17 protein-coding genes are annotated in these 13,529 nt (G+C 50.2%); 12 read left to right on the top strand and 5 right to left on the bottom strand.

What is annotated here, in order from left to right:
- Positions 1-31 precede the first annotated feature (31 nt).
- The 7 genes from SIB80_RS10335 (at position 32) to SIB80_RS10305 (ending at position 5,677) form a co-directional block, all read left to right on the top strand.
- A complete protein-coding gene (locus tag SIB80_RS10335) occupies positions 32-853 on the top strand; it encodes a creatininase family protein (RefSeq protein ID WP_063419818.1) in 822 nt (273 codons plus the stop codon).
- Positions 854-927: 74 nt separating this feature from the next.
- The gene (locus SIB80_RS10330) at positions 928-1,659 is read left to right on the top strand and encodes an aldehyde oxygenase (deformylating) (RefSeq protein ID WP_063419819.1); all 732 of its coding nucleotides are present in this window, start codon (positions 928-930) and stop codon (positions 1,657-1,659) included.
- Between the two features lie 162 nt (positions 1,660-1,821).
- Positions 1,822-2,859 carry a long-chain acyl-[acyl-carrier-protein] reductase gene (locus SIB80_RS10325; protein ID WP_063419820.1) on the top strand — a complete coding sequence of 346 codons (1,038 nt, stop codon included), beginning with the start codon at positions 1,822-1,824 and terminating at the stop codon, positions 2,857-2,859.
- Between the two features lie 26 nt (positions 2,860-2,885).
- Positions 2,886-3,875, top strand: coding sequence for an acetyl-CoA carboxylase carboxyltransferase subunit alpha (locus SIB80_RS10320; protein ID WP_063419821.1), 990 nt, complete (start codon positions 2,886-2,888; stop codon positions 3,873-3,875).
- A gap of 24 nt (positions 3,876-3,899) precedes the next feature.
- A complete protein-coding gene (locus SIB80_RS10315; RefSeq protein ID WP_063419822.1) occupies positions 3,900-4,607 on the top strand; it encodes an SDR family oxidoreductase in 708 nt (235 codons plus the stop codon).
- An 11-nt stretch (positions 4,608-4,618) separates the two neighbouring features.
- Positions 4,619-5,386 (top strand): GTP cyclohydrolase I, encoded by a 768-nt coding sequence (gene folE, locus SIB80_RS10310; protein ID WP_063400319.1) that lies wholly within the window; start codon positions 4,619-4,621, stop codon positions 5,384-5,386.
- A 141-nt stretch (positions 5,387-5,527) separates the two neighbouring features.
- A complete protein-coding gene (locus SIB80_RS10305; protein WP_169189855.1) occupies positions 5,528-5,677 on the top strand; it encodes a hypothetical protein in 150 nt (49 codons plus the stop codon).
- 185 nt (positions 5,678-5,862) lie between these two features.
- Here the strand turns inward: SIB80_RS10305 and SIB80_RS10300 are convergent, their stop codons facing one another.
- Entirely contained in the window at positions 5,863-6,540 is a 678-nt protein-coding gene (locus SIB80_RS10300; protein WP_063419823.1) for a phosphoribosylanthranilate isomerase, read from the bottom strand.
- A gap of 66 nt (positions 6,541-6,606) precedes the next feature.
- On the opposite strand from SIB80_RS10300, the gene SIB80_RS10295 reads away from it, so the two are divergent.
- Positions 6,607-7,875: a site-2 protease family protein gene (locus SIB80_RS10295; protein ID WP_063420012.1), complete on the top strand. Its 1,269-nt coding sequence runs from the start codon at positions 6,607-6,609 to the stop codon at positions 7,873-7,875.
- Here the strand turns inward: SIB80_RS10295 and SIB80_RS10290 are convergent.
- The 4 genes from SIB80_RS10290 to SIB80_RS10275 all read right to left on the bottom strand — a co-directional run bounded on the left by SIB80_RS10290 (position 7,782) and on the right by SIB80_RS10275 (position 10,750).
- Positions 7,782-8,624, bottom strand: a complete 843-nt coding sequence (locus SIB80_RS10290; protein ID WP_063419824.1) for a lipoate--protein ligase family protein — start codon at positions 8,622-8,624, stop codon at positions 7,782-7,784. The two genes, SIB80_RS10295 and SIB80_RS10290, sit on opposite strands and share 94 nt — an antisense overlap.
- 253 nt (positions 8,625-8,877) lie before the next feature.
- A complete protein-coding gene (locus SIB80_RS10285) occupies positions 8,878-10,221 on the bottom strand; it encodes a hypothetical protein (protein WP_063419825.1) in 1,344 nt (447 codons plus the stop codon).
- Between the two features lie 49 nt (positions 10,222-10,270).
- Positions 10,271-10,501 (bottom strand): hypothetical protein, encoded by a 231-nt coding sequence (locus tag SIB80_RS10280; RefSeq protein WP_063419826.1) that lies wholly within the window; start codon positions 10,499-10,501, stop codon positions 10,271-10,273.
- A gap of 21 nt (positions 10,502-10,522) precedes the next feature.
- Complete coding sequence (locus tag SIB80_RS10275) at positions 10,523-10,750, bottom strand: hypothetical protein (protein ID WP_169189856.1); 228 nt, start codon at positions 10,748-10,750, stop codon at positions 10,523-10,525.
- A 9-nt stretch (positions 10,751-10,759) separates the two neighbouring features.
- Between SIB80_RS10275 and SIB80_RS10270 the strand changes: the two genes are divergently transcribed.
- The 4 genes from SIB80_RS10270 to SIB80_RS10255 all read left to right on the top strand — a co-directional run bounded on the left by SIB80_RS10270 (position 10,760) and on the right by SIB80_RS10255 (position 13,507).
- Positions 10,760-11,527 (top strand): sulfite exporter TauE/SafE family protein, encoded by a 768-nt coding sequence (locus tag SIB80_RS10270; RefSeq protein ID WP_063419827.1) that lies wholly within the window; start codon positions 10,760-10,762, stop codon positions 11,525-11,527.
- A gap of 303 nt (positions 11,528-11,830) precedes the next feature.
- Positions 11,831-11,941, top strand: coding sequence for a photosystem I reaction center subunit XII (gene psaM / locus SIB80_RS10265; protein WP_011130590.1), 111 nt, complete (start codon positions 11,831-11,833; stop codon positions 11,939-11,941).
- A gap of 80 nt (positions 11,942-12,021) precedes the next feature.
- On the top strand, positions 12,022-12,420 hold the full coding sequence (locus SIB80_RS10260) for a hypothetical protein (protein WP_155724643.1): 399 nt from the start codon (positions 12,022-12,024) through the stop codon (positions 12,418-12,420).
- A gap of 82 nt (positions 12,421-12,502) precedes the next feature.
- Positions 12,503-13,507, top strand: coding sequence for a protochlorophyllide reductase (locus tag SIB80_RS10255; RefSeq protein ID WP_063397369.1), 1,005 nt, complete (start codon positions 12,503-12,505; stop codon positions 13,505-13,507).
- Positions 13,508-13,529: the final 22 nt, after the last annotated feature.

The following is a 13,529-nucleotide window of genomic DNA, read 5'->3' as shown; positions in this document are numbered from 1 at the left end:
AGGGTGGGGTTCTGTTCGCAGATTGGGGCTGATGTCTATTTCTTGCAGGCGTTTTGACCATCTCAGCTGGCCAGAGGCTGCAGAGGCGGTTGGTCTGGAGGGATCCACCTTGGTTTGGCCATTCGGGGCCTGTGAACAGCATGGTCCGCATTTGCCTCTGATAACGGACGCTTTTTTTGCAGAGCGGATGTTGGTAGAGGTCCTTGAACGCTTGCCTGCTGACCTGCCGATCTGGATGTTGCCAGCCCAGTCATTGGGATTTTCTCCGGAACATGAAGCATTCCCAGGAACTCTTTCCCTTTCAGCGAACCTGATGTTTCAGCTGGTCATCGAAGTTGGTCAGCAATTGGCGACCATGGGAGTTCGTCGTTTGCTGCTTTTCAATGCACATGGAGGCCAGATTGGCTTATTGCATGTGGCGGCTCGGCAGCTTCGTGCTCAATGCCCTGCGATGGCTGTATTGCCCTGTTTCCTCTGGAGTGGTGTGGGGGCATTAAAGGATTTGCTCCCTGAAAGCGAGCGTGAGGTAGGGCTGCATGCTGGTCTGGCTGAGACCAGCCTGATGCTGTCCATGGCACCTGAGTTGGTAGGGCTTGAGCGCCCTGTCGATGGTGACCACTACACCCCTGGCCTATCCACCACTCCGCCGATGGGTTGGAGCCTTGAGGGGCATGCTCCATGTGCTTGGCTTACGGACGATTTCAGTAAGTCCGGGGTGATCGGTGATAGTCGAGAGGCTAATGCTGCGCTAGGGAAAGCATTGGAGCAGGCTTTGGTTGATCACTGGGTTAATTTGCTGATCAGCCTGATGGGAAGCCAATGGCCTCCGGTGAGAGAACCAGAAGGCTTGTGATTTAAAGGGCGGCTTGAGTCAATTTTCCCTGGTAGAGGGTTAAAGTCTCTCGACTTACGACTTTTAAAAGATCCATGCCTACGCTAGAGATGCCTGTGGCAGCTGTTCTTGACAGCACTGTTGGATCTTCAGAAGCCCTGCCAGACTTCACTTCAGATAGGTATAAGGATGCATACAGCAGAATCAACGCAATAGTCATTGAGGGCGAACAGGAAGCCCATGACAATTACATCGCGATTGGCACGCTGCTTCCCGATCATGTCGAAGAGCTCAAGCGGCTTGCCAAGATGGAGATGAGGCACAAGAAGGGCTTTACAGCTTGCGGCAAGAACCTTGGCGTTGAGGCTGACATGGATTTCGCAAGGGAGTTTTTTGCTCCTTTGCGTGACAACTTCCAGACAGCCTTAGAACAAGGGAAAACACCTACATGCTTGCTGATCCAGGCGCTCTTGATTGAAGCCTTTGCTATTTCGGCTTATCACACCTATATCCCTGTTTCTGACCCCTTTGCTCGCAAGATTACTGAAGGTGTCGTGAAGGACGAGTACACACACCTCAATTATGGCGAGGCTTGGCTCAAGGCCAATTTGGAGAGTTGCCGTGAGGAGTTGCTTGAGGCTAATCGCGAGAACCTGCCTCTGATTCGCCGGATGCTTGATCAGGTGGCAGGGGATGCTGCCGTGCTGCAGATGGAGAAGGAAGATCTGATTGAGGATTTCTTAATCGCCTACCAGGAATCTCTCACCGAGATTGGCTTTAACACTCGTGAAATTACCCGTATGGCAGCGGCAGCCCTTGTGAGCTGAACTGCTGCCTTTGGTCTCCCTTTTTGCTTATGTTCAGATGTGAGCAGCCCGGTTGAAGGTCAAGCAATTGACCCTAAAGACCAGCATTCATGGGATCATGGTTGACTTGGACCTCTCCGGGGCTTATAGGGTGGGCTCAGATTTTTCGTATGTCAGCACTACATGTTTGGTCTGATCGGTCATTCCACCAGTTTTGAAGATGCCAGGAAGACGGCACTTCAGATTGGCTATGACCATCTAGATGGAGACCTGGATGTTTGGTGCAGTGCTCCTCCGCAGTTTTTGGAAGAGATTGAGGTAGAAAGCCTTACAGGAAAGAAAATAGAAGGTGCTTATATCGATTCATGTTTTGTGCCAGAAATGTTGAGTCGGTTCAAAACTGCCCGTCGCAAAGTCCTTAATGCCATGGAGATGGCCCAGAAGAGAGGCATTCAGATCAGTGCCCTAGGCGGATTTACCTCAATTATTTTTGAGAACTTCAATCTTCTTAAGCATCAACATGTACGAAACACCACTCTTGAATGGGAGCGATTCACAACCGGCAACACTCATACGGCTTGGGTTATTTGCCGTCAGCTTGAGAACAATGCCCCACTTTTGGGCATTGATTTAAGTAAGGCGCGTGTAGCGGTAGTTGGTGCCACTGGCGATATAGGTAGTGCTGTTTGCCGTTGGCTTTCCTCTCGAACTGGTGTCGCTGAACTTCTTTTGGTGGCTAGACAGCAACAACCTCTTATAGATCTTCAAACTGAATTGGCTGGCGGCAGAATACTGAGTCTTGAAGAGGCCTTGCCTGAAGCTGATGTTGTGGTTTGGGTTGCCAGCATGCCTCGAACCCTGGAAATCGATATGGAGAGTTTGCGCAAGCCTTGCTTGATGATTGATGGGGGCTATCCGAAGAACCTAGATGCAAAGTTTGCTGGTAGTGGGGTGCATGTGCTCAAAGGAGGAATCGTTGAGTTCTGCAATGACATCAGCTGGGATGTTGGCTGGATTGCAGAGATGGATAAGCCTGCGAGGCAAATGTTTGCCTGTTTTGCAGAAGCAATGCTGTTGGAGTTTGAGAATTGCCACACAAACTTCAGTTGGGGGCGTAACCAGATCACCCTTGAGAAAATGGATTTTATCGGCATGGCGTCTTTGCGTCATGGTTTTTCAAGCCTCAATCTCAATCACCAACTTCAGGCTGCTGCAGCCTGAACCTTGTTTCCGGATCTTCTCTTGTTATGGCTCGTCGTTATCTGTTTGAGTTCGAAAAGCCATTGGTAGAACTAGAGCAGCAGATTGAGCAGATCCGAGAGCTTGCACGCGATTCCGAAGTCGATGTCAGTCAGCAGTTGCTCCAGTTAGAGACTTTGGCGGCTCGTAGACGGGAGGAAATTTTTCAAGCTCTTACACCGGCCGAAAAAATACAAGTCGCGCGACATCCTCACCGGCCGAGCACCTTGGATTTTATCCAAATGTTTTGCGAGGACTGGATTGAGTTGCACGGTGACCGTCGTGGTAGCGACGACCAGGCGTTGGTTGGTGGTGTGGGCCGTATTGGTAAGCGCTCTGTGCTGCTGATCGGACATCAAAAGGGCAGGGATACAAAAGAAAATGTGGCTAGAAACTTTGGGATGGCTACGCCTGGTGGTTACCGCAAGGCTCTTCGCCTGATGGAGCATGCTGATCGTTTTCGTTTACCCATCCTCACTTTCATCGATACGCCGGGTGCATATGCAGGCCTGCTTGCCGAGGAGCAGGGGCAAGGTGAAGCCATTGCAGTCAACTTGCGTGAAATGTTCCGTTTGCGCGTGCCTGTGATTGCCACGGTGATTGGTGAAGGAGGCTCGGGTGGCGCTCTTGGAATTGGCGTAGCTGATCGTTTGCTCATGTTTGAGCACAGCGTCTACACCGTGGCCAGTCCGGAAGCCTGTGCTTCGATTCTTTGGAGAGATGCTGCCAAAGCTCCTGAGGCAGCTGCTGCTTTGAAGATCACTGGTCCAGACCTCCTTAACTTAGGAGTGGTGGATGAAGTGCTTCCAGAACCAGCTGGAGGCAACAACTGGGCCCCTCTTCAGGCGGGAGAGGTGCTCAGAGAGGCTATCGAGCGGCACCTCGATGAGCTTCTTGGTTTAAAGGTTAATCAGCTTCGCGAAGCGCGGTATCTGAAATTCCGGGCGATGGGTCGTGTTCTCGATCCAAGCTCGTCGGAAACCGGCTTGCCTGCCTAGGGTTATTGGGGTTGCATTCGCTCCTTGCCTACTGCCCTGATTACTGGAGCATCTCGCGGTATTGGGGAAGCAGCTGCGCGGTTGTTTGCAAATTCCGGTTGGGATTTGATGTTGGTAGCCCGCAGCCAAGATGCACTTCAGGCACTTTCTCAAGAGCTAAAAAGTACAGGCCAGAATGTTCTTTTTAAATCAATCGATTTGGCTGATCCAGAAGCCATCGCTCCTGGTATCGAGGATTTGCTTGGTCGGGGCCATTGCCCATCGGTGTTGATCAACAATGCTGGGGCGGCTTGGACAGGGGATCTTCTATCCATGCCTTTGAAGCGTTGGCAATGGTTGCTTCAGATGAATCTCACCAGCGTCTTCCAGTTGTGTTCTGTTGTGGTGCCTGCGATGCGTACCAGCGGTGGATTGGTGATCAATGTGAGCAGTCATGCCTCTCGCAATGCTTTCCCACAGTGGGGTTCGTACTGCACCACCAAAGCAGCATTGGCTACTTTTACTAGTTGTTTGGCGGCGGAGGAGCGCAATCATGGGATACGTGCTTGCACCCTCACTCTTGGAGCGGTCAATACCCCTCTTTGGGATACTGAAACCGTGCAAAGCAGCTTCGACCGTGATGCCATGCTGTCTGTTGAGCAGGTAGCCGCCGCCCTTCTACACTTGGCTCAGCAGCCACCATCACAGGTGATTGAAGATCTAACTCTGATGCCAGCCACTGGCGCCTTTTGAACAAGCCTTTAATGACTTCCATCATCCCAGCATCATCTAAAGACCTAGGTCAGCATCGCAATGGCTTGCCTGGGAATGGTCAGCCAAAAAATGAAAACAAGATCTCTGAACGTATACGTTCCCGCCTAGTTGCAGAAGATGTTTCCTTCCTCGCCAACGACAATATTGCAGAACATATTCAACCTGGAGAGTTGAAGGAACTTGAAGTAGAAGTTGCCGATCGCGTGCGAGAACTGCTCCAAAGCTTAGTGATTGATATTGATAATGACCACAACACACAAGAGACTGCCGAGCGGGTTGCTCGCATGTATTTAAATGAAGTATTTAAAGGTCGATTCTATAAGCAGCCAGATGTTACTAGCTTTCCAAATACAAAAGATTTAGATGAAATTTATACTGTTGGCCCCATAACTGTTCGTTCGGCGTGCTCTCATCATTTGGTTCCTATTCTTGGTAACTGTTGGATTGGCATTAAGCCTGGCAGTCGTGTAATTGGGCTCTCAAAGTTCGCAAGAGTTGCCGATTGGGTATTTTCAAGACCTCATATTCAGGAAGAGGCTGTGATGATTCTTGCTGATGAAATAGAGCGTTTATGTGAGCCTAAGGGTTTAGGGATAATAGTAAAAGCACAACATTATTGTATGAAATGGCGAGGAGTGAAAGAGCCAAGTACCAGCATGGTCAATTCTGTTGTTAGAGGCGTTTTTCGTCATGATCCTAGCCTTAAGCAGGAATTTTTCGAGCTTGTTCGCCAGCAGGAGTCCACGCTAGTAACTTAAAAGTTCTTTCAAGGTCTTTTAGAGGTATAAGGCTTAATGATGGCCATGTCTGATTAACATGTGTGTATCGACTTCGCTTGTTACTAGCCAAGTCGATGAAGCTCTGTCAAGCTAATTCTTGTATTTACAATTTAGAGGTCAATGCCTTCACCTTTGCTTGCAATGGCTCTTAATCTGAGCCCATTAGCGATTGGAGTGATTGTAGTTGCAACTGTCTTGGTGTTAGGCGCGAATGTCTTTTTTGGAATTCAACAAAGACAGGAACAGCTTAACGATCAAGCTAAAAAATAATTAGCAGCAATCTTAAGATGGGGTCTTGCCCGTCTCATTGAACAAAGTTTTAGCCAGGCATATTTTATTGATTTGATTGAAATTCTTATTCTCTATTCGCTCTTTATTATTGAAATTCAATTTCAACCCATAAAAAAATCTGCTGCAGCTCAAATTGTTTAAGAGCTTTGATTGCATCATTGAATCTATTTTTGCTGCTGACGTACCGCTTCAACCAGGGCCTCAACCAGTTTTAGATCCTTGATCCCTGGCGAAATCTCGAGACGGCTTGAGGCGTCCAAGCCCCATGGATTCACCTGGCTCAAAAGTTCTGGAATCCACTCTGCGGAGACACCACCCGCTAACCACCAGGGCAGTTCAAAAGAGGCTTGATGTAGCCAGTTCAGGGGAAGTCGATGGCCTGTGCCACCAAGTTGTCCAGGCCTCCATGCATCGAGAAGGAGTGCGTCGACCTGGCCTGCATAGGTATGGGCAAGGGAGAGATCCTCATGGCTACGGATGCGCAGGGCTTTCCACCACTGCGTGTTCGGGTGTTGGATGCGCAGGTTTGCGCAGTGTTCTGGCGTTTCTTGGCCGTGAAGCTGGATTGCCGAAGGTGCACCTTCTCCTTGCAGGGCTTCGGATAGGTCGGTGTCATCTGGATCAGCGACCACCCAGACTCGTTGGAGTTCCGGATTGAAGCTGTTGAGTTGAGCGAAAAGGTCTCGTCGTTGCTGTTCTGCAACAAAGCGGGGTGAGTTTGCTACGCCGATTACGCCAATTGCTTCGACACCTAGCGCTGCAATCGATTTGGCTTGGTCAATGTTGGTAAGACCACAGATCTTCACTGCGGTGGATGTGGGAGATCCCATAGGCAAGACCATTGGCTCGAGACTTTTCTAAGATTGGTTTGCTACTGGCCGCTGATCCGGCTCGATGGAGATGAAAGGGTGGGCGAAGGCTGGGAGCTGATGAAGATTCGGGGAATCCCTTTAAGGGTTCATCCCAGCTGGTTTGTGATCCTGTTGCTTTTTACTTGGATTTCACAAAACCAGGTGTCCGCTGCAGCTGAATCTTCGCTTCCAGCTTGGATCAGCTGGGGTCTGGGGTTGATAACGGCCCTGCTGTTGTTTTTGTCTGTTCTCCTGCATGAGCTAGGCCACTCTTTGGTTGCACTGCGTGAGGGGGTCAAGGTTCGCAGCATCACCCTTTTTTTCCTGGGAGGTGTTGCCAGCGTTGAGAGGGAGTGCTCGACACCGATGGCCTCTTTAAGGGTTGCTGCAGCCGGACCATTGGTGAGCTTGGTCTTGGCTGTTGCCTTGCTGACGGGAGGGGTGTATGCAGCTGATCACGTCAATCCGCTGCTTGCCAATCTCGTTGGTCAGTTGGGTGGGCTCAATTTGTTGCTCGCCCTTTTTAATTTGCTGCCTGGGTTGCCTCTTGATGGAGGCTTGATCCTTAAGGCTTTGGTCTGGCAGTGGACTGGCAGTCAGAGGAAGGGTGTCCAGGTCGCCACCGCAACTGGCCGTGCCCTTTCTCTCTCGGCAATGGTGTTGGGGGGGTGGTTGCTCTTTTTTAAAGGTGGTGGGATTGGTGGGCTTTGGCTGTTGATGCTCGGTTGGTTTGGCCTGGGTGCATCTCGCTCTCAAACCCAGCTGCTTGCCTTGCAGAAGGTCTTGCGTGAGCTCAACGTAGGCAAGGCGGCTGGGCGCAACTTCCGTGTGCTTGAAGATGACCAGTCGCTGCGCAGGCTTAGTCAGTTGCGTTTGTCTGGCAGCGAGGAGCAGTCTCCTCAGGAGTGGGTTTTGGTTTGTCGCTCTGGTCGATGGGTTGGTTACATGACGGACCAACCCTTAAAAGAATTGCCTGTGCAGCAATGGGATAGGCAATGCCTGGCGGATCACATGAAGCCGATATCTGAGTTGCCTTCCATTGGCGAGAAAGCCCCGTTATGGCAGGCGGTGATGGCACTAGAACAGGCTGAGGAGGGCAGGCTTCTTGTCTTTAATGTTGCTGGTCTTCCTTGCGGAACATTAGATCGAATTGATCTCTCCGAAGCTGTGCTTAAGCGTCTTGGTGTAAGGCTTCCTGCTCAGTTTCTCGAAGCTGCTCGCCGTCAGAACACCTATCCCCTGGGTATGGCACTGCCTAAAGTTGTGGAGTCGATGGTCTCGGGAGGATTGGTTGAGCAGCCTGAGGCATCCAGCAGTACTTCATAGTTCGGTGCTTTATTGACAACTGAGCTCCATTCATCGTTCGTGATAGGGCTCTCTTGCCAGTTCACCTCTGGCCAACAGGAGCAAAACGTTGTTTGCAGGAGATGGCTCAGCTCTTGCCTGGGGATTGATGCTGGTGCGTCGCTAGGTGGTTCGCAATCGAAGACTTCTCGCCAGAGTCTTTGAGGGGGATTCAGGATGATTTCGCCATGTTGAAGGAGATGACCCTGACGCCAGAGTTGTGCACTGCCGATGCGTTTGTGACCCTGAGAATCCACAAGATCAGCGGCTGTGGCTGTGGCGAAGCAGTTACTCTCGCTGGCCCCCCTGGCTGGGTGATCGCCAAATTGCAAAGGTAATTCGAGCTCTTTAAAGCCCCTTATGAGCCATTGACAAGCTTGTTTATAGGCTTGTTGTCTCTGGCGGGGAGGAGAGGGCCAGATCAATGCATAAGTGAGCCCTCCTGCATGCAGGACTGCACTACCGCCACTGGGTCGGCGAACCATCTGTAGATCTCCTCGTTTGGCTAGGGCGTTCCAGTGCTCTGGCCAGTGATGTTGGTTGCGACCAAGGGAAAGCCATGGACCGTTCCATTGATAGAAGCGCAGTGTTGGCAGTGGTTTCGCATCTGCTTGGTAAGCCTCGAGCAGCACCTCATCGAGGGCCATTTGTTCTGGGCCAGACAATCGCAAAGGGGAGATCAAGCGGCCGCGACCTGGCGAGATGGTTAGGCAGGATGCAGCTGACGGCATAGAGCAGTAATGGTGTTGTGGGATTGGCTGGTGTTTGTGCCTTTGGGGCTTTGGCCTCGCTTGAGCAACAGCCGCTCCACCTCGTTGAGTTTCTCCGGCTTACGCCAGGTGTAGTTTTTTTGAGGTGGTGGGGCTGTTGCAAAGTTGTAATCGCTAAGTGTTGGCCGCTCTATTATTGACTCATGATTTACCTGTAGATGCTCTCACTTGGCTTGGAGTGCTGCTCTTTAGTTTTTCTGCTCTTCTGATTGGATTAGAACTCGATAGGCGTTGTCATATTGTTGCTCAACATTTGTTGAGGCATGACATTGTCTACAGTTAAAAGAACGTTCTCATCTGCAGTCGATAAAGGCATGCTTTGCGTCATTCCACCAAAGCTGAAGACATCATAATCAGCGGCGATCGGTTCTTCAAAACCTTGGCTATGTTCCCGGCTAGTGGCAACGCTATTTGCGAGCAATCCTTTGTTGAAGTTTGTCAGTACGTCAGTGCCTTCAATCTGGGCAGAGGTGTTATTGTCTTGCAATAATAAATTGTCTGCAATTCTATTGTCTAATGAAGTTGTTACAATCTCTTTGAGTAGATATTCAGACGTTAAGTGAGGATCAACTTGGTTAATCAGTGAATCAAAATTATTGGTGTTTACTGGAGATTGGTCAATGAAAAACCATGGTGGCCTGCCCCCAGTCTCTGACCAAGGCGCAATGCCATCTGGATTAGGTCTACCCCACCTTTTCCCGAACCACCATCTATCATCTTCTTGATTACTGCTACTGCTACTGCTACTGCTACTATTATTAGTACTGCATTCATTTCCTGCAGCTTCCGCTTCAAAGCGTTCTGCGAAATATTCTTCTTCGGTGATATCAGTATTAGTCCCCCATAATTCATTGTGTCGAGAAAATCTGTATTCACCATCATTCCTCCAAAGTTCAACCGACCCAAACGTAGTATTGGTTGATTCAAAGCGTCCATCGGAGTTCGAAAATGTATTTGTATGTCCTACTGTTGTGTCATCCCACGAAGATATTCCTGCCATGATATGACCCCAAGTTCTCTCCATGGCTGCATCTGCCATGCCAATATGCCTATCCGCGATATCGGTTGAAAAGGCAGCATCAGGATGGATAGGTTGGATGAGATCGACTTCTCGTGGCTGAGTCAAGTTGATTTCAGGTATGCGAATATCGAGGTCAACCAAATCAGTTGACTTGATCTTTGGATTCTTGATAGGATCTAATAGATGAGAATCTAACAATTGGTTGCCATAATTGTCTTTCCATCCACCATTAACTAGAGATGAGGCCTTGGTAATGTTGAAATTAAAATTGCTATCATTATTGTCAAGCCAATTCGTTGCTTTTGGGTGGATGCTTGGCACTTTATTGTCTAATTCAAACGTCATTGCATGATCCTCACCCTTCCTTGTGATGTCTTCCCAATTAGCTTTGACTTGATTGCGAACGAGGTTGTTGTTAATCATTGTTTTAAAGGGTTGATGAGTTTCAGAGGCTTTCGCCTCCTGATGCACATACCCTCTCTCAGCACAATCAATCTGGTTGTGACCCGTCTCGATGAATGCTGTGATGTTGATCACAGTTGAGTAGGGGCATTCATCTTCTTGTTGATAGAGCAGTTTCTGTCTATTAGTGATGGGCAGTCTTGCTTTGTGAATAGATCCACGTGTCGATCAGCGCAAAGCTTGCCCAACCGATGTGATGCAACTCAAGGTTTGGTGGATTGCCTAAGAGGAGCTGCCAGCCAATAGCGGAGGCTGAACGATCAAAACTTTCTCCTCTTTCATCTATCAAGCCATGCGCTGTTCCATTGATCTCTCCATTGCGAAGCCGCTCTCCACTTGGATCATTTTTTCTCAATGCTGCCTGGATGGCTTGTTGCTAACAAGCAGCGACCCAAGAATCTGCAGTACCGCTTAGATAGCTAAGCCTCCCTGCAGCTAACGGCAACAACTCAAGTCTGGGCGCATCAACTCCCGGGCGAGTCTTGTTTAAACAGGCGCCGCAAAAATGGAAGCTATGGGTCATCTGCGGCGTGGTTGCGTTGAGCAGTTCGGCGTGTTCGCCGAAACAGAAGCGAACCACTAGGCAGGATGCAGCTGTCGGCATCGAGCAGTGATGGTGTTGTGGGATTGGCTGGTGTTTGTGCCTTTGGGGCTGTTGGCTGGTGGTCTGGCGGGTCTGCTGGGTATTGGCGGTGGTCTGATCTTTGCGCCCCTCCTGCTGTGGATGGGGCTTAGCCCTCACCAGGCTTTGGCCACCAGTACTTTCGCCATTGTTCCCACTGCGTTGAGTGGCACGCTGACCCACCTCTTCGCTGGAGGATTTCAGCTTCGGGCTGGATTGAGCATCGCAGTGGCCGCATTTTTGTCTTCACTGCTGTTCAGCAAGATTGGTTTAGATGTTTCTGGCTGGCTTTTGCTGACGCTTCAGGTGGGGCTCTATCTCGTGGTGGCTGCCACGATTCGTTCAGAGCCTCAGCAAGCAGGTCAGCAGCTCAAATCCACTCTTTTTTTGCCGGGTCTTGCAGTCGTTGGCGGTGTCGCAGGATTTTCAGCAGGCTTGCTTGGTTTGGGGGGTGGTTTGTTGATGGTGCCTTTGATGGTGAATGGTTTGGCTGTTCCTATTCACTTGGCGATCCGTTTAAGCACCCTTGCCGTGACATGCTCAGCGACTGCGGCCTCTTTACAGTTTCTTAGCGAGGGTCGGGGCTCTGTAGGGATTGGGCTGTTGCTCGGTGGCGTGGCGGCTCTGGCCGCTCATTGGTCAGCGTCTCGACTTCAACAGGTTTCTGGCAAGAGTTTGGCTTGGATGTTGAGAACACTTGTGCTGTTGCTTGCTTTTGGCACTGGCCGTCAGGCCCTGATCCTTGCGATGGGGCATTAACTATTCCTCGTGCAAGTTTCAGTGCTAAGCCCCGCGTTTCAAGAGCCCATGTTTTTTGCTGCAAGGCGTTATTGATGAGTTGATCTCAGGAACCCTTTCCCTCCGAGAAAGTCGCTGCGAGAGCTTGCTCTCAATGGGCTTTGAGAGGCGTCTTTCGAGTCAGTGGATGGTGGGGAGATTGATCGATCAATGCCATTCGACGGAGGAGTTGCCATTGATAGGTGTGACAGGCCTTTGCGAAGACTGGTCTTAGGTACCGTTTTGCTAGGAGAATATGGATGCTTCTAGCGTTCCCCTTCCATCATGGGCATCACTGATATTGCAAATGTCGACTTGGCCGGTTTGTGCCTCGTGGTTGTCTTTCATTGCGGTGTGCTAGCTCTTCGCCTTGGCGTAACCCTTCATGAGGCTTGATTGAGGCCTTGATCTAATTGGGTCTAGCCCCTTGGCAGTTGAGGTTTGCTGCGCTACAAGCGGTCAACCGTTGAATAAACTTGGGCTCCTCCCTGGCTAGACCCAGGTCAAAACAGAAAAGCACAGCTCGGCGACGCCGTAAGCAGATTCATCCTGAGGTGATGGATGCAGTCACTATGGCGTCTACTTTGCAGCTGCAAGAGCAGCGCAGAGAGATTAATTTCAGCCTTTTGGCATTGACCATGAAGCTGGGATTGGTTTCCCTTTGTGTTGTGACTCTGGTCAAGCTCTCAATCGCTTATCAGGAACGTCTTGATCGTCATGGTGAACTTGTCGCCGTCTTGAACCTTGAATCTGCTCAGCTGAATACCCTTCAGCAACGTTTTGATCGTTTGTTCACCCTTGGAGGCGGCATTCGTCTGATGGACGAGCATGATCAGTGGATCGCCCCGAATCGTTTGAGGGTCATCTGGCGCTGAGTTTTGTTTTGCTTGCGTCGAGAGTGAAGCTCAGCGCTTAGTTTTATATCTATACCAACCTGCTGCTCTCAAGGCTGCGTCGATGGCTTCTTCTCAAGCTTCTCCAGGCACCGTCTTAATCACGGGCACGACCTCTGGCGTCGGGTTGTATGCCTGCAAGGCACTCGTCTATCGAGGCTGGCAGGTGATCACTGCAAATCGACATCCATTGCGAGCTGTTGCCGCTGCTGAGAGGGTGGGTATCCCAGCGGCTCAACTTCAGCATCTAAGGATGGATTTGAGTGATCTCCAGAGCGTTCGAGATGGAGTCGAGACCCTTCTCGGCTCGCTCGAACAACCGTTGGATGCGCTTGTTTGTAATGCTGCGGTCTATCAGCCCAGATTGAGCAAGCCGAAACGCTCAGCTCAGGGCTATGAGCTCTCGATGGCAACCAATCATTTCGGCCATTTCTTGCTGATTCAACTTTTGCTTGAGAACCTCGGCAAAGCAAAAGTATTTCAATCAGCGCGTGGCTCTTATTTGTCTGCTGCCCGAGTGGTCATTCTTGGCACAGTCACTGCAAATTATAAGGAGCTTGGCGGCAAGATCCCCATTCCTGCACCGGCTGATCTGGGTAATCTTTCAGGTTTTGAGCAAGGATTTCATGCGCCTATCAGTATGGCGAGTGGCAAAAGCTTCAAGCCTGGCAAGGCCTATAAAGACAGCAAGCTCTGCAACATGATCACCACGCAGGAGCTTCATCGGCGTCTACATGAACAATCAGGCATTTTATTTACCTCTCTTTATCCTGGTTGTGTGGCTGATACACCGTTATTCCGCTACACACCAAAAATCTTCCGGTTTTTGTTTCCTATATTCCAGAGGCTGATTACTGGTGGATATGTCACCCAGGCCAAGGCTGGCCAACGGGTTGCACAGGTTGTGACTAATCCAGAGTTTGGTGTATCAGGCGTGCATTGGAGTTGGGGCAATCGTCAGAAGAAGAACCGCGAAAGTTTCCGACAGGAACTATCGGAAAGGGCAACAGATCCCATCACTGCAAAACGGGTCTGGGAATTGTCGATGAAATTGGTTGGCTTGACTTAAATGATCAAGGGCTTTGCTCCTT

The sequence above is a fragment of the Prochlorococcus sp. MIT 1327 genome, assembly GCF_047304785.1.
GTDB lineage: Bacteria > Cyanobacteriota > Cyanobacteriia > PCC-6307 > Cyanobiaceae > Prochlorococcus > Prochlorococcus marinus_D.
Note: the sequence above shows the minus strand (reverse complement) of the source record. Positions and strands in the feature narration are given on the sequence as shown.